A 22,465-nucleotide genomic window follows, 5' to 3' on the forward strand; every position below is an offset into this window, starting at 1 on the left:
TCATTTTTTATTCCCCGTCTTCATTTTTCAAACTAATTTCTATCTTATCTCCTATTTGAATATGACTTCCAGGTTGAACAGATTGCGTCTGAACAAACCCTTCTCCATCAATTGCAAAAGGCACCCCCGTAATTTCTTGAACTTTTAGCACGTCATTCTTTGACCAACCGTGTAAATCGGGCATGGTCATAGCACCATCAGTCAACAAAAACATTGTTTGGTTTTTGTCTATTTTATCATCAGGAAGTGGATACTGTTGCACAATTTTTGTTCCATCCCCAATAATAACATATTCATTTTCAAAAGTGGATAATTGTTTTTCCATATCCTCTACTAAAAAATCTGTTAACTTGGGCATGTTGATTTCACTCAATTGTTTATCACTATCTTTATCCTGATATATATATTCCAATGCTCGTTTCATTACAGGATTAAATATTTTTTGGACTACATCACTACCATGATATTCGGTTGATTTTAAAGTTGGCTGTTGGACTGTCACATATAAAATCACGGATGGATTTTCTGCCGGAGCCATTCCAACAACAGAGTATATATAATTTGAACCGCTAGAATAATATTTCTTTGTTTCTGGATTAACTAATTGTGCTGTCCCAGTTTTTGCTGCAATTTCGAATCCCTCTATTTGATATTTCTTGGCTGTCCCATTTTCTCCGTAAACAACTTCTTTTAGGTATTCTAAAGTTGTTTTGGCAGTTTCTGCACTTATCGGGCTCTCTACTGGAGAAGGATCGGCCTCCTCATTTGTTCCCGTTTGGGATCCATCTATTTTATCTACAATGTGAGGCTTAACTAGTGTACCTTCATTTGTAATGGCAGAAAAAGCCTGCAACATTTGAACAACGGATACTGTAAATCCCTGTCCAAATACTGTACTTGCTTTTTCTAAAGGCCAAGTGTAAGGGTTAGAACCCGTTATCTCAGGTACTTCCATTCCTACTTCTTGAGTAAAGCCAAAAGCATCGAGGTATTCTTTCCACGTATCGTAACCCATTTTTTCAACTAAATTGACAAATGCTACGTTACTTGAACGTTGAAGGCCTTCTGAATAAGTGATCGTACCCCAACCACCTCGTTTAACATCCCTTACTAACCCTCCACCCTCTATTTCGATACTTCCTGACTCAAAGTATTCATTGGGATTGAATACTCCTTCCTCTATGGCAGCTGCTAAAGTAACAACTTTCAAGGTTGAGCCCGGTTCAAAAGCATATTCCGTTAAGAAATTTTGCCACGTTTGAGCAATTCCTTCTTTTGTCGTCGCGTTAAATGTAGGTCTTTGTGAAGCAGCCAAGATTGCACCTGTCTTAGCATCCATAAGAGTGGCAGTCATTATTTCAGGACTATTTTCCTCATTCACTTTTGTCATTTCATTTTCTAATAACACTTGCAATCGTTTATCGAGAGTTAAATAGATATCGTTACCATCTTTAGCTTCGGTAATATTCATCTCCCCATTCGGAAGTGCGTAACCAAACCGATCTTTTTGATAATTCACCGATCCATCATTTCCGGCTAAAACATCCTCAAATGCTTTTTCTAAGCCCATTACCCCTTCTAATCCTTGTTTTTCTTGGTTTGTCTGAGCCAATCCAACTAAATGAGAAGCAAATGTACCATTCGGGTATAATCGGGTTTGTTTTTCTTCAAAAAATATACCAGGTAACTGTTCTTCTTCAATTTGAGACATTGTATCATAAGACAAATTATTTCCGGCGGATCCGAATTCAACTTGGACCACATTTTTAGTTTGCAATCTACTTGCAATTTCTTCCTCGGTCAGGGAAAGATATTGCGCCAAAATACGAGCTGATTCTTGTTTATCCATAATGTGTTGCGGAACTTTAGAATTTTCAGACCACTCATCGGTTAAAACTGCAAAAATTTTATAAGAAGAAGCGTCCATAGCAATCGGATTTCCATTTCTATCATAAATGGTTCCTCGTTTTGCCTGTAGGACGCTACTTTTTGTATACAACTTATTCACATTTTGTATGAGATCTTTTCCAGCTATTTCACCTTTGACCATTATGTAAGAAATTCTTCCCAAGAACAAACCGAATAAAACTATAGTAATTAGAAATAAAAATACGGAAATAACTTTTCGGTTTAAAAATGGATTTTTTGTTTTCATTTCTGTACATTCCTCACGTTTTGTTCGTTCATTAGTAATCCGGCCGACTCTGCTATTTCTAGTACTCTATCATAACGAGACAACTCTTGAACCTTTTGTTCTAAGTTTTCATTTTTTACAGATACTTGTGTAATTTCTTGTTTTACATCCTGAACTTCACGGTTCACAGAATTCACTTCAAAACCAGAGTTCACCGTTAAAATTGCTAGACCAAAGACTAAAAATGACATTATACTCATCAAACTTTTTTCAAATTTTGTCCATGATATTTTCCTAGGTTCACGCCTTGTAATCTGTTTTTTTTCTTTTTGGGGTTGCGTAGGGGGAACGATTTGAGGTTGAATATTTCCATAGTATTTTGTCTGGCTTTCTAAAGGCATATTACTCTTCCTTTCCTACGTTTCATCTACTTTGTTTTTTTCAACTATTCTAAGTTTTGCACTGCGGGCTCTGTTGTTTTTTTCTAACTCTTCAGTTGAAGCAACAATTGGTTTCTTATTAATCAATTTTAATAAGGGGACTTCTTCTTCAGAAGGAAGAATAGGCAAACCTCTTGGCACTTCTTTTTTTTGGGAATATTCTTTAAATATATTTTTGACAATGCGATCTTCCAATGAATGGAAAGTGATTATACTGATCCTTCCACCCGGTGCTAACATCTCGATTGCTTGTTCTAATGAGTCCTCTAAGGCACCCAGTTCGTCATTTACAGCGATTCTCAATGCTTGAAAAGTCCGTTTAGCAGGATGCCCTCCTTTGCGTCTAGCAAAAGCAGGAATCGCATCCTTGATAATTTCTACTAATTGGTCGGTTGTTTCTATAATATTATTTTCTCGATATTTTTCTATTTTCCGAGCAATTTGTTTAGAAAATTTCTCTTCTCCATATCTAAAAAATATTTTCACTAATTCTGAATAATCCCATTCGTTCACAATAGTTTTCGCATCAAGTAATTGACTAGTATCCATTCTCATATCTAATGTTGCATTTTTATGATAACTAAATCCTCTTTCAGCTTCATCTAATTGAGGAGAAGAGACCCCTAAGTCATAAAGAAAACCATCAACTTCAAATACTCCTCTGTTGTTTAATTCCTTTTTGATATTTCTGAAATTTGATTGAATTAAGCTTATTTCTTGTTTATTAATGTTTTCACTCAGAATAATTTCTGCATGTTTTATGGCTGATTCATCTTGATCAAATGCATAAAGATGTCCATGATTCAGATTTTTTAAGATTAATTGTGAATGTCCTGCCCCTCCCATGGTACAATCCACATAAATTCCATCTTCTTTTATATTTAATCCATCCACAGTTTCTGTTAAAAGTACTGTTTCATGTACAAATTCATTCATTAGTTAACTCCTCACTTTTTTATAATCCAAAATCGATCATATCTTCTGCAAATTCTTCAAATGATTCTTCAGCAGTACTAGCATATGTTTCCCATCGTTCTTCGCTCCAAATTTCAAATCTCTGGGATACACCAATAACTACACAATTTTTTTCAAGTTTAGCATAGTCTCTTAGAGTTTGAGGTATATTCACTCGCCCTTGTTTGTCTAATTCACATTCTGTTGCAGCAGAATAAAAGAAACGTGCAAAACTCCTTGTTTCTTTTTTTGCTAAAGGCAACTGATTAATTTTATCTTGTAAAACTGACCATTGTTTTTGAGGATAACCGAACAAACAGCCATCTAATCCTCTAGTTACTATAAAACTTTCGCCTAAGTCATCTCTAAATTTTGAGGGGATAATTAGTCGACCTTTTGCATCCATATTATGTTTATATTCACCTAGTAGCAAAGAGTCGTCCCCCTTTCATCCTTTAGATATTAACAGTCTACCATAATCCCCCACTTTCTACCACACTTCTCCACAAAAATGGCAAAAAAAATAAACCGCTAACATACGCGGCTTATTCCTTAAACTAAAAATTAATTAACGCGCCAACTGGTTTAAAACCAAGAATAATATAGGCGACAAAATAAATAATGAAACCGTACCTCCACCAAATATGGAAAAAATGAACGAGACTGAGGTCCCTTTTTTTCCTTGCAAGTTGAACCGTTAGGAAGAAACCTGCAAAAAGATGAATAAGTAAAGATACTAAGAACCAATTTTGACTATAAAAATTAATTGTGAAAAAATATATATTTAGAAGTAAGTAAGGAAGAAGAAAATCAACTAAACGAAAGCTTCTTTGCTGATTTTTCATTAATCTTTTTATTGGTCTGTTTAAGAAAAGCAAAAGTACTATAGGCAAAAAATAAAGAGCTACATATTCTATTCCTATTGAAATCTGAAAATTATTCATAGCTGACACCCTTTTATAGTTGATGGTTTAAGTGTACGCTAATTTCATCAAAAAAAAAGCTTTTTTGACCCTAGGTGTCAAAAAAGCTTTTTTACATATGCAATTAAAGAATTATACTTCTTTATTCACTACTTCTTTACCTGCATAATGGCCACATGATCCACATACATGGTGATTTTTTTTCATTTCTCCACAATTAGGACAAGCGCTCATGTTTGGCATATCTAATTTAATATGTCCACGACGTTTAGCTTTTTTAGCTGTAGAAGTTCTTCTTGCTGGTACTGCCATTCTATACACCTCCTTAAAAGGTTTATTAAAATTATTGAAAATATAGTTTACTGTTCCTCTTCTTGAGTGAATAATGATTTCAAAGCAGAAAACCGTGGATCTCCTTCTTCTGATAAATGATTTTTCACACTATTCTCATATTCTTCTTCCGGAACGACTTTCCAATCATTACCACTCGGCATTTCTTTACTGTCCAATTCTTCTTGAGTATAAACTTGGAAAGGCAAAGCTGCGATGACGTTATCTGTAATGATAGGTATTAAGTCTAACATATCTTTTTCTAATTCAATAACAATATCTTCATCAGAAAAGAGTTCTGCTTTTTCTTCTGAACCAGTCGGTAAATAAATTTCATCAATAACAAAATCCATTTCAAAAGGAACAGGATTCAAAGATCTCGAAGAAGGTAACACTAAATGAGCATGTACATTTAAATATAAAGAGTAGAAATCTTTTTCTACAGTAATGAGTCCTTTTATTTTCAATGGTTTTGCACTCAGAATTTGAGAGGTTTTTTCTTTTAATTCTTTTTCGAGATTTACCTCACCTTCAACAGGTAAGCCTTCATCTTGATATTTCTTTAATTCATTTAAAGCCCATTTCAATTTCATAGTCTTCACTCCTAAAGCAACAAAATTTATTATACCGATGATGAAAAAGTTTGTCAATGTATTTTACATGACAGTTCATTTCTATTTAATATAAATAGGTTTTTTTTGAAACTCATTATTATTCTTATAGTCACTTGAAGACAAAAAAGAGTGTAAATGACTTGCAACATGATTATAAGCCCATTTTTCTTGATTGTTTCTATTCAAATTTGTTATCAAGGTACTTTGACCTCTTTTTTTTATTTGCCCAAGATAGGTTCTGCCAATTTCTGAAAATCCTAATATTCGCCCTGAAGCTTCATTCTTTAATTTTTCAGCTATACCATCTTTGGTCCATTGCAAAAGGATATAAACAAATATTCTTTGAATGCGTGTGCGAGTATATCGTTTTGTTTTAACCAAATTCATATATTCCTCAAATGATTCAGCTAACAGCAATTTTTCTTTTAATCGATACTCAATTCCTTCTCGCACCTCATAAACTTCTCTTAGCTGTTCTACTGATTGCAGATGAATCTGGTAACGTAAAAGTGGCCAAAGTTTATTCCAGTCTACATATTCACTGTTTCCCAATAATTTAAACATCGGTTGGGGAACATATTTTTCTATCGAATCAACAGGATTCGATAGAATCAGTTTGCGAATTGCCGTTGCACTTGCAATGGTTGCATCTGATATGTTTTGAGCATGATAATTCGCACCCTTACGTCTGATAACGATGGGTTTCATAGGTGCACTATAGGCTTGGTTAATTTTTTCATACGCAATCCCCAATTGATTATTCGGTAGTGAAAAGTCAATTGGGGATTGCGGGAAAATTTCTTTCATTACTTTTTCCATTTGAGCAGGATAAGAAAGACCATTGTTTTTTTGCTTTAAAAATAAATGGTCTACTTCTTCTTCTCTTTCAAGAAACACTTTGGCAGTTTTCATAAAGTCAAAAGAATCCCCTGATTCTGCTCCAAAACTATAGCACTTGACGGCTAAAGAATGGAGCAAATCGATTGCTCCTTCGGCAAAAACATCTGAAGATTGCACACTATATTCCAGAGGCATTTCAATAACTACATCTGCCCCAGAACGTATTGCTGCTTCTGCTCTACTCCACTTATCTACAATAGCAGGTTCTCCTCTTTGTAAAAAATCGCCACTCATTACTACTACTATCAAATCGATCCCCAATCTCCCTTTGAGTTCTTTAATTTGATAGGCATGCCCATTATGAAACGGATTATACTCAGCAACAATACCACAAGCATTTAAGGTTACTTTCTTATTCTTCTCCATCATTTCTCCTTTTCAAACTAGACTAATCAGTGATCGATCTAATTTTCAAGTTAATTATGACATAAGAGGATTGTATTTTTCTTTCAATTCTATTTTTGACAAGAAAAAAACCATCGTTCAGTATTTGATTTAACGTTTTCTGATCCAAAGTTTGCCGTTACACTGACTTTAGAAAAACCAGCCTCTTTTAACATTTCTCTATATTTCTGCATTGGATAAGTTCTTTCCTTGTGAGTTTCATCAAATCTTTCATAGAGATGATTAGTTTCATTTAATATAAAGAAAGTTAAATCATGCTCGATGGAATTAGGAACTTCTCCTTTATAACTAGACCATAAAAAAGTAGCTTTTTCTAAATCAGCATGAAACATATAGCCAGGAAAAACATCATTAATTTTATGAATCGAATGAACATCAAATAAAAAATAGCCTTTTTCTTTTAACTTGGCATTCACTTCTTTAAACATGCTGAGCATTTCATTCTCATTAGAGAGGTAACAGAGGGAATCAGAATAGCAAGTGATGATATTCTTTGAGTCAAAACTTTCTAAGTCTCTCATATCACCTTGAATTAGCGGAAAATAATTATTACTATCCATTTGTAAAGAATATGCTTCCGTTAACATCTCTTCTGATAAATCTAGCCCCACCACAGCATGACCAGCTTTACTTAACTCCAGACCAAGTTTGCCCGTTCCACAAGCTAGTTCTAGTATCTCCATAGAAGTCCCATTGGTATGAGATTGAGTAAAATCAAACCATTTATCATACAATGTATCATCCATGATTTCATCGTAAACATACGCAAATTTTTGATAACTCATTTTAAATATACTCTTGAACATCTACGAGTTCGGCGTCTTCCCATAATTTTTCCAAACTATAAAGATCACGTTGTTCTTCATCGAAAATGTGTACTATAACATCCCCTAAATCTATCAATATCCATTTAGCAGAGTCTCTGCCTTCAATACGATTTATGGTAGTTTCATTTTCTGCTGCCGCTTTGATAATTCCGTCACTAATAGCTAAGACCTGACGATCACTATTTCCGTGCATAATCACAAAATAATCGGCAAGTAACGATAGGTCTTTCATGTTTAATGCAACAATATCTTCTGCAAGTTTATCATCCGCAGTTTTTACTACCCATTTTAAAATTTCATTTGCTTTATCTGTCATTTTTTTCCTCCTGTAATTGAACAACCCACTTATTGTACGTATAAATCGACCCTGGGTAAATTCTCATTTTCTCTTTTAATAAATAGTTCAGTGTTTCCTCTGTAATATAGCCAACTGTTTCATCTAAATTGCTTTTTGCTAATTCTCTTGCTCTTTCTATTCCTTTAAAATTCCTTCCAGGTTCAATAAAATCGGCTACATAAATTATTTTTTCTAAACTGCCCATATGAGGTGAGCCCACAGTATGATATTTTATAGCATCTAATATCTCTTGGTCATTGATACCAAATCTTTTCTTCATTAGAACCGCGGCCACTGGTCCATGCCATATATTGCTACCATATTGTAGCAACTCAAGATCCATGTTTTCGCTAATAATGACATCTCTCATTTCCTCGTCCGGTAAATCTTTTACGTAATCATGACTTAATGCTGCAATACTAGTCTTTTCTGTATCTACTTTATGGATTTTTGCCAACAATAGAGCTGTCTTTTCTACTCTTAATACATGTTGGAATCGAAGCTCGGTCATTTTTCCCTGCATTTCACTTATTAGTTCATCACGTGTTAGTCGAATGTTCTTCGAAGAATATTCTTTCTCTTCACTCATTACTTTTGTACAACCCTTCCTTTTGTATATACTCTAAAACTGTAGAAGAAATCAAGTAATTTACTGAGCAATTTTGTCTGATTTTTTGCCGGATAAGTGTTGAACTGATTTCTATTTCTGGAATATCTACCCAGATCACAGGGTATTCAGTTTCTTTAGCATAATGAGGCCTTCTGACTGCGACAAACTGAACTATTTTTAATAACTCTTCAATTTTGTACCAATTTTTTAAATCTGCAACCATATCTCCACCTATTATGAAATAATACTCTGTCTCCGGATTTCTTTCTTTCAACTCCACAATTGTATCAAAAGTATAACTTTTTCCTCCGCGTACAATCTCAGATAGATCAACAGAAAAATTCGGATTCTCTTCAATTGACAAAGTGATCATCTCGATTCTATGTTCGGCTGAAATAGTTTCTTTTTTTGAAACATGTGGTGGATTGGCTGTAGGTATAAAGAGTATTTTTTCCAACCCTAATTGATTTTGAACTTGGTCAGCGATTATCAAATGACCTATATGGGGTGGATTAAAAGATCCCCCGAAGATTCCTATTTTTTTTTTAACATGCGCTTCTTTCACACGAGGAGAACTCTGTGTGCTCACACTGCTATTATTTTTGTGTTCCAAAACAGTCATCTACCCTTCATTTATATTCCTGTTTATTTTGGTAATTCTTTTGAAATCCGCTGATATTTTTCTTGGTTGGATGGTTTAAAAACGATGATCACTCTACCAATAGTTTTAACTACTGTCGCTCCCGGTATTGACTCAATCGCTGTCTCTACTTCTTCTACAGAACTCTCTGTATTTTGTAAGAGAGACACTTTTAGTAATTCACGCTTCTCTAATGCTTTTTCTATTTGATTTACTGTCTCTTCGCTAATTCCATTTTTACCAATTTGAAATAGAGGAGATAGTTTATGTGCCTTACTTTTCAAAAATTGTTTTTGTTTGCCTGTTAATTTCATTTCATTCCTACTTTCTTATTTTATACTAGTGCTTTTCTAACTATTATGTCAACGCCCTGGGGAGCCCAAGCAGCAACAACAGTATTCGGTTGATCAACCGTTATCCATCCTAATCCGGAAAAGACAACATCTGATTTTTCTTGTATTGTAAATTCAAATCTTTTTAATTCTGGTAATTTTTCAATATTATCTAATGAGGGGGGAGAAAGCAGTTCTCCTTTATGATTCTCGTATAACTCAGTTGCTCTTTCAGTTTTTGTACGGTGAAAGTCAATTCCATTTGCAAAATATAATACAAAAGGTTGTTTGGCATCTCCCTTTACATAATCAAACCGAGCTAATCCACCCATGAAAATAGTTTGAGCTTCATTTAATTGATAGGTTTTTGGTTTTATTTCTTTTTTCGGTGTAATAGCTTTTAAATCCTTGGGTTCTAAAAATTGTGCCATTTGTTGAGGTTGTATTATACCAGGTGTATCAATTAAGAATGAGCCGTCATCTAAAGGAATTTCAATTTTCCCTAATGTTGTTCCTGGAAAATATGACGTGGTGATAATTTCCTGTTCATCACTAGATAATCGAATAATTTGATTAATAAGCGTTGATTTACCAACATTCGTAGTTCCTACAACATAAACATCTCTGCCTTTACGGTGTTTTTCTATCATGTCCATCAACCTAGTGACATCATCTTTCTTCATAGCACTAATTAGTGAAACCTCAATAGGTCTGATTCCAATTTCATGTGCTCGTTCAGTTAGCCATTGAGTCATTTTCCCAACTTTCAAAGACTTAGGCAGTAAATCTTTCTTATTTCCAACTAAAATAACTGGATTATTTCCTACGAACCTATGAATCCCCGGAATAACACTTCCGTTAAAATCAAATATATCTACTAAATTAACGATCAATGCATTTTTTTCTCCTATTTCATTTAGCATTTTCAAAAAATCGCTGTCTGTTAGTTCAATGTCTTGTATTTCATTGTAATGTCTAAGACGGAAACACCTTTGACAATATACATCCTCTTCGCTGTTTAGATGCGATGCAGGAATATACCCCGATGCATTCTTATTCTCAGATTGTAATTTTGCTCCGCAACCTATGCAATATAATTCTTCATTATTTTCTAATTGGGTCATGTAACGAATTCCTCCACTTCATATCCGGATTTTTTTTTATCAAATAATTCATTATTTTCAACTCGATAAACCGATTGAACTTCGTGTTCCATGCATCTGAATCAAGTAAGGGTTTAACTAATGCGCTCCGGATGCCAAAAGCATTAGCTCCCCTTATATCTGTAACAATTTGATCTCCAACCATAATAATCTCTGATTTTTTATACGGAAGTAAGTTTAGTGCCACTGTAAATCCTCTTGTTAATGGTTTCAGTCCGCGTGAGACAAATTTCAGTTTTAAAATACGAGCAATTTTACCTACTCTTTTTTTGCTATTATTTGATAAAATAATTACTTCAATATCATTTTTTTTCATTGTTTCAATCCATTGAATTGTTGCCTGGGTACCTTCTGGATTGTCCCAAGCAATCAGTGTATTATCCAAATCGGCCAATACTGCCTTAACATTTTGTTTCTTTAATTGTTCCGGTGAAATCTGATAAATTGATTCGACCATCCATGTCGGTTTAAAACTATTTAGCATTTTGCTCTCCTTATATAATAAAACAGGAGCACATTTATGTACTCCTTATTTTTATAGATTAGTCTCCGCATACATAAAAACAGTTTGATAAAAAGAACAGTATAGCATTTTATCTGTTTTTCACTTATTTAGAGTTTTCTACGGGTTGAACAAGCTCTAGCACTTCAATCGCCACATAATCTATATTATCAAATTGATAGGTTTGTCCCGAGGACCGTTCTTCCAGTTCAAAAGTTCCAGTTTTTTTATCATACTTAACGATGCAGCGTTCAGATCCGTCACTCTCAAACCTACGAATTTGAATTTCTTCACCTTTATCTTCTTGCATAGCTTCTAATCTACGGATAATTGGAATTAGCTGTGATGATTTCATCTAATAATGCCCCTTTCTATTCATCATTATTTTACCAGATTTTAGGATAAATTACATTAACACTGACTATATAATCTGCTTTTCCCACAATTTAATTAATGCTTGCGTCCCATAATCAGAATAACCATTTTTAGAAAGCTTTTCATAGAGATCTTTCGCCATTTTAGTTGCCGGTAATTCAATTTCTAATTTCTCAGCTTCATCAAGGGCAATCGATAAATCTTTCAAGAAGTGTTTAATAAAAAAACCGGGGCTATAATCTTTTTTCAGAATCCTGGGAGCATAGTTTTCTAAAGACCAATTTTGTGCCGCTCCACCATTCAAGGTTTTAAAAACTTTTTCCAAATCAAGTTCAGCTTCTTGTGCGTAGACGATCATCTCTGTCATTCCAGTCATTGTTCCTGCTATCATTATTTGGTTAGCCATTTTAACATGTTGTCCATTCCCATGCTTCCCGTGATATTCTATTGAATTAGAAAAACATTCAAATAGTGGTTTCACTTTTTCAAAAGCATCTTTATCTCCTCCAACCATTAAGGTTAAAGCACCTTTTTGGGCTCCTATATCCCCTCCAGATACTGGTGCGTCTAAAGAACTCATTTCATGCTTAGCTGCTGTGTCTCCGATTTTTTTAGCCAAAGTTGGAGTGCTGGTTGTCAAATCTACTACAATTTTGTTTTTTTGCGGATGCTGAAATATTCCGTTCTCTCCATAATATACTTCTTCTACATCTTTAGGATAACCCACCATAGTGAAAATAACATTTGATTCCTGCGCGACCATCCCCGGCGATTCACACCAAATCGCTCCCAATTTTATCAATTCGTTTGTTTTTTCTTTCGTTCGACTGTAAACTCGTACAACGTATCCTCTTTTTAATAAATGTTTAATAATTGATGACCCCATTACTCCTGTACCGATAAATCCGACTTTTTGTTTCATAATCATTCCATCCTTCCTTTTTGTCTTCTTTCTTTTTATTATAAAGTAAAATAGGATGTTTAATAAATAATAGGTATTTAATAAAATAAAGAGGTTGAAGAAAAAATCTTCAACCTCTTTATTATGAAACTAATCTTAAAGTAATTTCCAAATTATTTTTTTGTATATTTATTAACTAATTCGATTACTTCTTCAGCAGTTTCACAATCATTCACTGCTTTTTCAGCTAACTCTACCATTTCATTGGTATCCAATTCCAATAAGAAACTACGCGTTTTCAAAATGCTAGTAGCGCTCATTGAGAACTCATCTAAACCTAATCCAAGTAAAATAGGTACAGCTATTTGATCTCCAGCCATTTCTCCACACATTCCAGCCCATTTGCCTTCTTTATGCGCAGAATCAATCACAAATTTTACTAACCGTAAAATTGACGGGTTATATGGTTGATATAAATAAGATACTCTCTCATTCATACGATCTGCCGCCATTGTATATTGAATTAGATCGTTTGTTCCAATACTGAAGAAGTCTACTTCTTTAGCGAATTTGTCAGCTAGGACTGCTGCCGCAGGAATTTCGATCATTATCCCCACTTGAATATCGTTAGCTACTTTTATACCTTCATTTGTTAATTTTTCTTTTTCTTCTTCATAAATTGTTTTTGCCTGACGGAATTCGTTTAACGTAGCAATCATTGGGAACATAATGCGCAAGTTGCCATGAACAGATGCACGTAGAAGTGCGCGCAACTGAGTACGGAAAATATCATCTTTGTCTAAGCTTACACGTATTGCTCTATATCCTAAGAACGGATTCATTTCATTAGGTAATTTCAAGTATGGAAGTTCTTTATCTCCACCGATGTCCATTGTACGAACAACTACGGGTTTTCCTTCCATTCCCTCTAATACTTTTGTATATGCTTGGTACTGGTCCTCTTCAGTTGGTAATTCGCTAGAATCCATGTATAAAAATTCTGTGCGATATAAACCAACAGCTTCAGCGCCATTTTCTTTTACTCCTATTAAATCTTTCGGAGTTCCGATATTAGCAGCCAGCTCTACATGGTTTCCGTCTTTTGTAATTGTTTTTTCATTTACAAGACGATCCCATTCTTTTTTCAACTCAGCATATTCTTCATTTTTCTTCTTGTATTCTTTCAATTCGCTTTCAGAAGGATTAATTAAAATTTCCCCTTCTAATCCATCTACGATTAGCATATCTCCATCTTTTACATTTTCAGTAATCGATTTAGTTCCCACTATAGCTGGGATTTCTAGAGAACGGGCCATAATAGCAGAATGGGAAGTTCTCCCACCAACATTAGTGACAAACGCTTTAACAAATTGTTTGTTTAACTGAGCAGTATCACTCGGCGTTAGATCTTCTGCAATAATGATAACTTCTTCATCAATTGTAGCAGGACTAGGAAGCTTCACACCCAATAAATAAGCAAGTACACGTTTGCGAACATCTTTAATATCGGCTGCACGTTCTTGCATATATGGATTATCTTCCATCGCTTCAAACATTGTAATGAAGGTATCAGTTGCATTTTGCAATGCAGTTTCTACATTTATTTTTTCTTCTCGAATAGCGTTTTCAATTGATGAAATCAAATCTGGATCTGAAAGAACCATTAAATGGGCATCAAAAACTTTAGCTTCTTCTTCGCCTAGTGTTTTCTTAGCGTTCTCTTTTATCATCTCTAAATCAGATTTAGATTTATCAATAGCGTCACTTAATCTGTTAATTTCACCATCAGCATCACTAATATTTTTGCTTTCAAATGACAAGTCTGGTTCAACTAATAAATAAGATTTTGCTATTGCAATTCCATCACTAGCGGCAATACCGGACAATTTAGCAGTCATTATTTCGCAATGCCTTCTTTCTCAATTGTTTCTTGAATACCAGTCATAGCTTCTACTTCGTCAGCACCTTCGGCTGTAATTGTAACATCAGCACCTTGGCCTACTCCAAGAGACATAACCCCCATAATAGATTTAAGGTTAACTGATTTCCCTTTGTATTCCAAAGTTATATCAGAATTGTATTTGCTTGCTGTTTGTACTAATAATGTAGCCGGACGTGCATGGATCCCTGTCTCTGCTGTTACGTGAAATTCATGTTTTTCCATTAAAATTACCCCTTTTATTATATTTTGAAATGAAAGAAAAACTTTTTTTGTGCTTGTCCTGTCTTTCAATCCTTACATCTATAAACATTACCATTATTTGATCAATTTAACAATAGTTTTTACCTAAAAGCCTACTTCTACACGATTTATATATTCCATGATCATAAAATAAATAAAAGAGTTTCCATATTTTGTTATTGAATTTCATTAAAAGTCACTGTATAATAAAATTAGAATTGGTCAATAAAGGTCAAACAATCTTTTCGCGTGAGAATACCACCTATTTTATATATACTAAATAGTAGAAAGTAGATCAATAAAAAGAGAAGGGTAGTGAAAAATATGCTTTGCCAAAGATGTAAACAACGAGAAGCAACCATTCATCTTTATACAAGTGTAAACGGACAGAAAACACAAATCAATCTTTGCCAGCAGTGTTATCGTGATTTGAAAAATCAGCAAAATCAATCTTCCTTCAATGCCTCTGGACCACAAGATCCATTTGGATTTGGAAACATAGATGATTTATTTCGTGCGATGAATAGTCCAACCGGAAGTCAAGATCCTGGTCAACAAATCCCGCCTAACCAAAGCGGCTTCGGGGGTAATCAACAGCCCCCTCAAAAACGCAAAGGACTCTTGGGAGAGTTCGGTGTAAACTTGACCGATCTTGCTAGAGAAGGAAAAATCGATCCCGTGATCGGTAGAGATAGAGAGATTGAAAGAGTTATCGAAATATTAAATCGACGCACAAAGAACAACCCTGTATTAACAGGAGAAGCTGGCGTAGGAAAAACTGCAATTGTTGAAGGCTTGGCTACAAAAATCGTTGACAACGAAGTACCGCAAAAACTTTTAGATAAAGAAATTATTCGTTTAGATGTAGCCTCTTTGGTACAAGGAACTGGAATTCGTGGTCAATTTGAAGAAAGAATGCAGCAGCTGATGAACGAACTCAAAAACAATCCAGAGATTATTTTATTCATTGATGAGGTTCATGAAATTGTTGGTGCTGGATCTGCAGAAGGAAGCACAATGGATGCAGGAAACATTTTAAAACCTGCCTTAGCACGAGGAGAACTTCAAATGGTCGGAGCCACTACAACCAATGAATATCGAAAAATCGAAAAAGATCCAGCCTTAGAGAGAAGACTCCAACCAGTTCGAGTCAATGAGCCCACTTTAGAAGAAACATATACAATTTTAAAGGGAATACAGAAACAGTATGAAGATTATCATAAAGTATCTTATACAGATAAAGCCATCCACAGTGCGGTAGAACTATCTCATCGTTATATCCAGGATCGCTTTTTGCCCGACAAGGCAATTGACTTGCTTGACGAATCAGGTTCCAAAAAGAACTTGACCATACAAACTGTAGATCCCACAGCTATGGAAGAAAAAATCGATGAAGCAGAAAAAAATAAACAAATGGCTCTTGAAAAGGAAGATTATGAAAAAGCTGCCTTTTATCGAGATCAGGTAACAAAATATAAAGAGATGTTAAATCAACAAAAACCAGAAAAAGAAAAGCCTGTGGTTACCGAGCAGGACATGATAAATATTATCGAAATCAAAACGGGTATCCCTGTAGGAGATCTGAAAGAAAAAGAGCAACAGCAATTACGTGATTTAGATAAAGAACTAAAAAAACATGTTATTGGGCAAGATGAAGCTATAGAAAAAGTAACAAGAGCAATAAGACGGAACCGAATTGGATTAAAGCAAAAAAACCGTCCAATTGGCTCCTTCCTATTTGTTGGCCCAACTGGTGTTGGTAAAACAGAACTAGCAAAATCGCTTGCTCTCGAACTGTTTGGAAGTAAGGATGCTTATATACGTCTGGATATGAGCGAATACATGGAAAAACACAGTACTTCTAAATTGATCGGTTCTCCACCTGGCTACGTCGGATATGAAGAAGCTGGACAGTTAACAGAAAAAGTGAGAAGAAATCCTTATAGTCTAATTTTGATCGACGAAGTAGAAAAAGCTCACCCAGATGTCTTACACATGTTTCTTCAAGTACTAGATGATGGAAGATTAACAGATGCTCAAGGTCGAACAGTCAATTTCAAAGAATCCATTATTATTATGACTAGTAATGCTGGAACAGGAACTCTGGAGGCTAATGTTGGGTTCGGTGCAGCAATGAGTGGCACACAACATTCTGTTCTTGATCATTTACAGGACTATTTTAAGCCAGAGTTTATCAATCGGTTTGACGGTTTAGTCGAATTTAATTCTTTAACTAAAGAAAATCTATTGGAAATTATAGATATTATGCTAGATGAAGTTGAACAAATGTTGGAAGAACAAGATATCAAGCTCGATGTAACCCAAGATGCCAAAGAGAAATTAGTCGACTTGGGCTATGATCCTGCTATGGGAGCTCGTCCACTTCGTCGTGTGATTGAAGAACAGATCGAAGATAAAGTTGCTGAATACTATTTATCCAATCCTGGATCTTCTCACTTACTTGTACAATTGGACAATGATTCTATAATTGTCACAAAAAAAGAAGATACTATTGAAAAATCCGAATCAACTGATGAAGAAAAATCAACTGATTCATAAGCTTGAACAAAAGAAAATCTATCCCTATTCAATCAAATAAAGAGTCACAGTGATCCTTTTTAATCGAGGATCACTGTGACTCTTTATTTTATTTTACAATAATGAATCTAATTCTATATCAGGATACTTATCTTGAAACCATCTTAGAGCAAACTGATTTTCAAACAAGAATAGCGGATTATCAAATCGATCTTTAACTAGAAGATTTCGATTAGACGCCATATTCTCATCAAGCTCTTCCGGTTTAACCCAACGTGCTACACGGCTACCAATTGGTGTCATAATAACTTCAGAATTGTATTCGTGACGCATTCGATATTCAAAAACCTCGAATTGGAGTTGCCCCACAGCCCCAATAATGTAATCCTCCGTATGGTAACCTTTATACAATTGAATTGCACCTTCTTGAACTAATTGATTAATGCCCTTGTGAAAAGATTTTTGTTTCATAACATTTTTTGGATCCACTTTCATAAATAATTCAGGTGTGAATTGAGGTAAACGTTCATAAGAAATACCCATTTTACCTTGGTAAATGGTGTCACCTATTTGAAAATTTCCAGTATCATACAAACCTATAATATCACCCGCGACAGCTTGGGTAACTTGTTCTCTATCCTCTGCCATAAATTGTGTAGAGTTTGAAAGTCTAATTTTCTTTCCAGTACGCGACAAAGTTACATCCATTCCTCTATCAAATACACCCGAGCATATCCTTAAAAAGGCTATGCGATCTCTATGAGCTGGATTCATATTTGCTTGTATTTTGAAAATGAAACCAGAAAACTCTTCGTTGTAAGGCGAAATCTCCTCTCCTGAACGCGTGATGTGTTCTGAAGGCGATGGAGCAAAATTCAAAAATGTTTCCAAGAATGTTTGAACACCAAAATTAGTTAAAGCTGAACCAAAAAATACTGGAGTTAATTGTCCATCTTTAATTGCTTTTTCTGAAAAATCATTTCCTGCCTCTTTCAATAAAAGAGCTTCTTCTAAAACTTGATCATATATATTTGAGTGTTTTAGAGGATGATCACCTTCGATTTCCCCGTCTTCATTTAAAGAAACGAATTTTTCTCCGTTTAAACCATTCACTTCGGGACGATGGATCTCAATCCGATTATTAAAAATATCATACAGACCAAGTAAGTTTTTTCCCATGCCAAAAGGCCAATTCATAGGATATGCATCTATACCTAAAACTTCTTCCAATTCCGCAACTAGTTCTAATGGTTCTCTTCCATCTCTATCAAGTTTATTAATAAAAGTAAAAATAGGAATTCCACGCATACGACAAACCTTAAATAATTTTTTTGTTTGTTCTTCAATACCTTTACCACTGTCAATTACCATTACAGCGCTATCTACGGCCATCAAAGTACGGTAAGTGTCTTCAGAAAAGTCCTCATGTCCCGGTGTATCTAGAATGTTTATTCGTTTTCCATCATAATCAAATTGCATAACGGAACTGGTTACAGAAATACCTCTTTGTTTTTCTATATCCATCCAATCTGATTTTGCGAACTTTCCACTTTTTTTTGCTTTCACGGTCCCAGCTTGCCTAATTGCTCCACCAAACAAAAGCAATTGTTCGGTGATAGTTGTCTTCCCGGCATCCGGATGAGAAATAATAGCAAATGTTCGCCTGCTGTCAACTTCGTGTTTTATTTGTTTCGTATTTAATTCAGTCATAATTTCTCTCCATTTATTTATTTTTTCTTCTTAGTGATTCTGTTAACTTATTATGGACGGAACCCATATTCTTCTACATAATTTTTTATTCCCCAAATGTTTTTATCATCTTCATTTGCCTGCGTTTCTGATTTTTGAAGAATTTCAAAATATTTTTCTTCGCCCGATTCATACGCTAATCTAGCATAACCTTCTTCTAATAATAATTTTTGCACGAAAATGTCTCCGGCAAAAAGGTAGGCTAATTCTCTACCATATTTATCGGTTTTTTCTTGAACTGGTTCGTATTCTATGTGCAACGTTTCGTCTGCCAGAATATCTTTTAAATATTCTTTCGCTTCTAAGCCAAAGGGTTGAGCCTCACCGGTTTTGGTAGTTGAACTTTCCGGTGTATCTACTAACAATAAACGTAAGGTATAATTTTGGTCGTTTTTTTGATAAACAATGGTGTCACCGTCAATCACGCGCACTAATTCGACAGCCTCTCTATTCTCTACTGTATCAGAAGAAAAATCAAGAAAATCCGTATTTAATATCCATGTGATAATAATTATTATTGATATAACAACTGAAGTCACATTTTTTTTCAATGAGTTTATATTCCCTTCTTATGAGCCTTTGACTGCTTTTTACTCTCTACAATAAATAGTACAATTGTTTTAAAGATTGCATACAAAGGAACTCCGATCAACATTCCTAATAAGCCGGCAATATTTCCGGCTGCTAACAAAATCAAGATTACAGTCAATGGGTGAACGGCTAGAGATTTCCCAACAAATAGAGGCGTTAAAAAATTGCTATCAACTTGTTGAATAACAAGGACCAATATAGCTGCAACAACTGCTGTTACGGGTGAAATAGTTAGCCCAACAATAACCGCAGGGGCTGCACCAATAAATGGTCCAACATAAGGTATAAAATTAGTCAGTCCAGCGAAAACGGAAATCAATAATGCAAATGGTAAGGATGCTAGAGAATAGGTTATATATAAAAATATACCTACGATTAAAGAAGCCATGCCTTTTCCACTTATATAACTGGAGATAGTTAAGCCAATTTGTCTTATTAATGCTTCTACGGATTCCTGGTACTTTTCTGGAAATATCTTGGATGCTGCATTAGGAAATTTCCATCCATCATGTAACATATAAAATAGAATTACAGGTACTGTAATAAACAAGAAAATCGTATCAGTAATTTTTGAAATCGTTTCTCCAACGCTACTTACAAGATTATTCAATAAATTTGTTCCCGTATCACTCAACCAAATATCGATACTGGCAAGGATCGCTTGAAAATCAATCTGTTGCGCCCAACCTTTTTGCGATATTTCGATGGTTAAGCTTTCCAATTGCTTAATAAACGAAGGGATTCCGGCAATTAGTAAACTGAATTGTTGCAATAACACAGGAATACCCAAAGTGATAAACAAAGTAATGATTCCAAGGAGAACTATTAAGGCTAAAATAATTCCATATATTCTTTTCAGTTTTATTTTTTCAAGCAAGATTACAAAAGGATTCAATAAATAATACAAAAAACCAGCTACAAGCAATGGTGTGAATAATGCTGTTAATATACCAATTAACGGATTCAAAAAAAATTCTATCTCTAAAGAATAATAAACTAACATAACTATTATCAACAACCATAAAGTAACAAAAAACACATTTGAGTCTTTCCAGTTTTTCATGTAATTTGATCCCCGTCTCTAAATTAATTAGTTGCACATTTCGTGTTCGTATTCGCTATTCTCATTCTACAGATTTTCTCAGTGCTTTTAAACACTTTCTCCTATTTATTATTTAGATTCTTGTTCTTCTGCCCCTTGTATTCCTTAACACTATTCAGTTGCTAAAAACTGCTTGGCTGGAGTTGCTATTTATCGTATAATCAAATCACTTAACCCAGACGGGATTTCTTTATTCAATAAAAGGAGGGTATCAAAAAAGTGGAGTTTGAATGGACAAAAGACATATCTTCAGATATATTCAAGGAATCTTGCGAAATAAGAGAAGCAGTCTTTATACAAGAACAAAAAGTACCAAGAGAGATAGAGTTAGACAGGAAAGACGACATAGCTATGCATGTGGTCGGTTATATAGACAATGTACCTGTAGCTACTGCTAGAGTCACACACATGGATAATTTTTTCAAAATCCAGCGTGTGGCTCTTAAGAAAGAGTACCGCAATAAAGGGTTTGGCTATCTATTGTTACAAGAAATTGAAAATAAAGCTTTAGAGCTTAGTGTTCCATTGCTCGTCCTAAATGCCCAAGAACAAGTTGTGTCTTTTTATAAAAAAAACGATTATGAAGTCACCAGCCACCCTTTTAGTGAAGCAAATATAATACATTTGGAAATGAAAAAAAGACTTTAATCAGTCTTTTTTCTATTTAACAATTTTTCTCTTTTTTGTTGGAATACTTTTTTTCTTTTTTGTGTTTCATTTTTCAACAAAACAATCTGACTTTTTTCAATTTCGCTTTCATCCAAAGTAATTTCTACAATGTCTTTTAATTCATAATTTTCAGGCAAAAGCGATACAGGTAAAACAATGACTTCACTTACCTCGTCTCCTATTAATGTCGCTTTTTCCCCTTCAATTTCTTCTATAATCATTTTCATTATTCAGACTCCTCATTTTCCACCTCAATAAAAATCTCAGCAGTAGAATTGATTTTTAGAATGATTTCTCCATATTCGTCAGTACCATAATAAGGAATATTTTTTTTTTCCAAAAGATTTAGTACACTTGGGGAGGGGTGATTATAAGAATTATTTTGCCCAGCAGAATAAATCGCTATTTTAGGATTGATTTTATTTAAAAAGACCTCGTCGGTACTCGTCTCAGAACCATGATGTCCTAAAAGTACGACCTCACTTTTTAGTGAAGGATACGAATTAAAAATTTCTATCTCTCCGCTAGTTGATAAATCCCCGGGAAATAAAATATTTGTATCATTCACTGTGATATTCGTAACAATTGATGCTTCATTCTGATTGTTGCTGACAACATTTGAAGGATTTAGTACAGTAATATCAAAAGGACCTTTCTTGAATTTTTCTCCTCTTTTAGGTTCTAAATACTCTATGGATTCATTTGCGAGCAGCCCGTCCAGGATTTTTCCATAAATTTGACTAGTAGAATCCACACCATTCATCCATACTTCTTTGACATCGTAATAATCTAATATTAAATCACCATAACCAATGTGATCAGCATCATTGTGTGAAAAGATGAGTAAATCGATTGTACCGCCTGTTCCAATATATTTATCCAAGTACTGTAGTATTTTTTTGTCTTTGTCTTCGTATCTACCTGTATCAATTAAAATAGTTGTTCCATCTTCAGATTGCAATAAACTAGACGAACCTTGACCAACATCAAAAAAATGAACAGAAACAATATCAGAATTTTCTTCTTTGCCCGTACTTTCTTGAAATTGTTGGCTAAATCTTTCTTTGATTTCTTCAATGTTTTTTGAAATGTTTGATAATCCATTACCTTTACCCACCGAAAGACCAAATAAAAATGTAAATATTAAGGTTAATACAAAACCAATTAATTGATTTCTTTGTTGTTTTTGTTTTTTTGTTTTTCGTTTTTTTGCCACGTGTCCTACATCCTTTTAGTTTCTACTTAAT

Annotated in this window: 26 protein-coding genes; 2 read left to right on the forward strand and 24 right to left on the reverse strand. The window is 34.4% G+C overall.

The window, feature by feature from the left end; translation table 11 throughout:
• Positions 1-7: 7 nt before the first annotated feature.
• The 19 genes from H626_RS0100950 to H626_RS0101040 all read right to left on the reverse strand — a co-directional run bounded on the left by H626_RS0100950 (position 8) and on the right by H626_RS0101040 (position 14,551).
• Positions 8-2,155 carry a penicillin-binding transpeptidase domain-containing protein gene (locus tag H626_RS0100950; RefSeq protein ID WP_027107663.1) on the reverse strand — a complete coding sequence of 716 codons (2,148 nt, stop codon included), beginning with the start codon at positions 2,153-2,155 and terminating at the stop codon, positions 8-10.
• Positions 2,152-2,535 (reverse strand): cell division protein FtsL, encoded by a 384-nt coding sequence (gene ftsL, locus H626_RS0100955; protein WP_027107664.1) that lies wholly within the window; start codon positions 2,533-2,535, stop codon positions 2,152-2,154. Before ftsL ends, H626_RS0100950 begins: the two co-directional genes overlap by 4 nt.
• Before the next feature lie 15 nt (positions 2,536-2,550).
• Positions 2,551-3,510: a 16S rRNA (cytosine(1402)-N(4))-methyltransferase RsmH gene (rsmH, locus tag H626_RS0100960; RefSeq protein ID WP_027107665.1), complete on the reverse strand. Its 960-nt coding sequence runs from the start codon at positions 3,508-3,510 to the stop codon at positions 2,551-2,553.
• A 19-nt stretch (positions 3,511-3,529) separates the two neighbouring features.
• Positions 3,530-3,961 (reverse strand): division/cell wall cluster transcriptional repressor MraZ, encoded by a 432-nt coding sequence (gene mraZ, locus H626_RS0100965; RefSeq protein WP_027107666.1) that lies wholly within the window; start codon positions 3,959-3,961, stop codon positions 3,530-3,532.
• Positions 3,962-4,085: 124 nt separating this feature from the next.
• Positions 4,086-4,472, reverse strand: coding sequence for a DUF3397 family protein (locus tag H626_RS11760; RefSeq protein ID WP_027107667.1), 387 nt, complete (start codon positions 4,470-4,472; stop codon positions 4,086-4,088).
• A 111-nt stretch (positions 4,473-4,583) separates the two neighbouring features.
• On the reverse strand, positions 4,584-4,763 hold the full coding sequence (gene rpmF, locus H626_RS0100975) for a 50S ribosomal protein L32 (RefSeq protein WP_027107668.1): 180 nt from the start codon (positions 4,761-4,763) through the stop codon (positions 4,584-4,586).
• 47 nt (positions 4,764-4,810) lie between these two features.
• The gene (locus tag H626_RS0100980) at positions 4,811-5,374 is read right to left on the reverse strand and encodes a YceD family protein (RefSeq protein ID WP_051237690.1); all 564 of its coding nucleotides are present in this window, start codon (positions 5,372-5,374) and stop codon (positions 4,811-4,813) included.
• A gap of 81 nt (positions 5,375-5,455) precedes the next feature.
• On the reverse strand, positions 5,456-6,661 hold the full coding sequence (locus tag H626_RS0100985; protein ID WP_035618138.1) for a nucleotidyltransferase: 1,206 nt from the start codon (positions 6,659-6,661) through the stop codon (positions 5,456-5,458).
• An 89-nt stretch (positions 6,662-6,750) separates the two neighbouring features.
• Positions 6,751-7,485 carry a class I SAM-dependent DNA methyltransferase gene (locus H626_RS0100990; RefSeq protein WP_027107671.1) on the reverse strand — a complete coding sequence of 245 codons (735 nt, stop codon included), beginning with the start codon at positions 7,483-7,485 and terminating at the stop codon, positions 6,751-6,753.
• Position 7,486: 1 nt separating this feature from the next.
• Entirely contained in the window at positions 7,487-7,843 is a 357-nt protein-coding gene (rsfS, locus tag H626_RS0100995) for a ribosome silencing factor (RefSeq protein WP_035618142.1), read from the reverse strand.
• Positions 7,833-8,453: a bis(5'-nucleosyl)-tetraphosphatase (symmetrical) YqeK gene (gene yqeK / locus H626_RS0101000; RefSeq protein WP_027107673.1), complete on the reverse strand. Its 621-nt coding sequence runs from the start codon at positions 8,451-8,453 to the stop codon at positions 7,833-7,835. The genes rsfS and yqeK overlap by 11 nt, the downstream gene beginning before the upstream one ends.
• On the reverse strand, positions 8,446-9,096 hold the full coding sequence (locus tag H626_RS0101005; RefSeq protein ID WP_027107674.1) for a nicotinate-nucleotide adenylyltransferase: 651 nt from the start codon (positions 9,094-9,096) through the stop codon (positions 8,446-8,448). The genes yqeK and H626_RS0101005 overlap by 8 nt, the downstream gene beginning before the upstream one ends.
• 23 nt (positions 9,097-9,119) lie before the next feature.
• Positions 9,120-9,428: a ribosome assembly RNA-binding protein YhbY gene (gene yhbY, locus H626_RS0101010; protein ID WP_027107675.1), complete on the reverse strand. Its 309-nt coding sequence runs from the start codon at positions 9,426-9,428 to the stop codon at positions 9,120-9,122.
• Between the two features lie 20 nt (positions 9,429-9,448).
• Positions 9,449-10,570 carry a ribosome biogenesis GTPase YqeH gene (yqeH, locus tag H626_RS0101015; RefSeq protein ID WP_027107676.1) on the reverse strand — a complete coding sequence of 374 codons (1,122 nt, stop codon included), beginning with the start codon at positions 10,568-10,570 and terminating at the stop codon, positions 9,449-9,451.
• Positions 10,551-11,093, reverse strand: a complete 543-nt coding sequence (locus tag H626_RS0101020) for a YqeG family HAD IIIA-type phosphatase (RefSeq protein ID WP_027107677.1) — start codon at positions 11,091-11,093, stop codon at positions 10,551-10,553. The genes yqeH and H626_RS0101020 overlap by 20 nt, the downstream gene beginning before the upstream one ends.
• Positions 11,094-11,217: 124 nt before the next feature.
• Positions 11,218-11,466, reverse strand: coding sequence for a YkuJ family protein (locus H626_RS0101025; protein ID WP_027107678.1), 249 nt, complete (start codon positions 11,464-11,466; stop codon positions 11,218-11,220).
• 66 nt (positions 11,467-11,532) lie between these two features.
• Entirely contained in the window at positions 11,533-12,414 is an 882-nt protein-coding gene (locus H626_RS0101030) for an NAD(P)-dependent oxidoreductase (RefSeq protein ID WP_084140122.1), read from the reverse strand.
• A gap of 146 nt (positions 12,415-12,560) precedes the next feature.
• Positions 12,561-14,285 carry a phosphoenolpyruvate--protein phosphotransferase gene (ptsP, locus tag H626_RS0101035; protein ID WP_027107680.1) on the reverse strand — a complete coding sequence of 575 codons (1,725 nt, stop codon included), beginning with the start codon at positions 14,283-14,285 and terminating at the stop codon, positions 12,561-12,563.
• Positions 14,285-14,551: a phosphocarrier protein HPr gene (locus tag H626_RS0101040; RefSeq protein ID WP_027107681.1), complete on the reverse strand. Its 267-nt coding sequence runs from the start codon at positions 14,549-14,551 to the stop codon at positions 14,285-14,287. The genes ptsP and H626_RS0101040 overlap by 1 nt, the downstream gene beginning before the upstream one ends.
• A 342-nt stretch (positions 14,552-14,893) precedes the next feature.
• Here H626_RS0101040 and H626_RS0101045 point away from each other — a divergent pair, with 342 nt between their 5' ends.
• Positions 14,894-17,128 carry an ATP-dependent Clp protease ATP-binding subunit gene (locus tag H626_RS0101045; RefSeq protein ID WP_027107682.1) on the forward strand — a complete coding sequence of 745 codons (2,235 nt, stop codon included), beginning with the start codon at positions 14,894-14,896 and terminating at the stop codon, positions 17,126-17,128.
• Between the two features lie 93 nt (positions 17,129-17,221).
• On the opposite strand, the gene H626_RS0101050 is transcribed toward H626_RS0101045, so the two are convergent.
• The 3 genes from H626_RS0101050 to H626_RS0101060 are packed head-to-tail and all read right to left on the reverse strand — an operon-like array spanning position 17,222 to position 20,510.
• Entirely contained in the window at positions 17,222-18,817 is a 1,596-nt protein-coding gene (locus H626_RS0101050; RefSeq protein WP_035618143.1) for a peptide chain release factor 3, read from the reverse strand.
• Positions 18,818-18,867: 50 nt separating this feature from the next.
• Positions 18,868-19,407 (reverse strand): thermonuclease family protein, encoded by a 540-nt coding sequence (locus H626_RS10295; RefSeq protein WP_035618144.1) that lies wholly within the window; start codon positions 19,405-19,407, stop codon positions 18,868-18,870.
• Between the two features lie 5 nt (positions 19,408-19,412).
• Positions 19,413-20,510, reverse strand: coding sequence for an AI-2E family transporter (locus tag H626_RS0101060; protein ID WP_027107684.1), 1,098 nt, complete (start codon positions 20,508-20,510; stop codon positions 19,413-19,415).
• Between the two features lie 258 nt (positions 20,511-20,768).
• Here H626_RS0101060 and H626_RS0101065 point away from each other — a divergent pair, with 258 nt between their 5' ends.
• Positions 20,769-21,197 (forward strand): GNAT family N-acetyltransferase, encoded by a 429-nt coding sequence (locus tag H626_RS0101065; RefSeq protein ID WP_027107685.1) that lies wholly within the window; start codon positions 20,769-20,771, stop codon positions 21,195-21,197.
• On the opposite strand, the gene H626_RS10300 is transcribed toward H626_RS0101065, so the two are convergent.
• Positions 21,194-21,445, reverse strand: coding sequence for a DUF3006 family protein (locus tag H626_RS10300; protein WP_035618145.1), 252 nt, complete (start codon positions 21,443-21,445; stop codon positions 21,194-21,196). The two genes, H626_RS0101065 and H626_RS10300, sit on opposite strands and share 4 nt — an antisense overlap.
• Positions 21,445-22,434: a ComEC/Rec2 family competence protein gene (locus tag H626_RS10305; RefSeq protein WP_051237691.1), complete on the reverse strand. Its 990-nt coding sequence runs from the start codon at positions 22,432-22,434 to the stop codon at positions 21,445-21,447. The genes H626_RS10300 and H626_RS10305 overlap by 1 nt, the downstream gene beginning before the upstream one ends.
• Positions 22,435-22,465 lie beyond the last annotated feature (31 nt).

Source organism: Lacticigenium naphthae DSM 19658 (genome assembly GCF_000425865.1).
GTDB lineage: Bacteria > Bacillota > Bacilli > Lactobacillales > Carnobacteriaceae_A > Lacticigenium > Lacticigenium naphthae.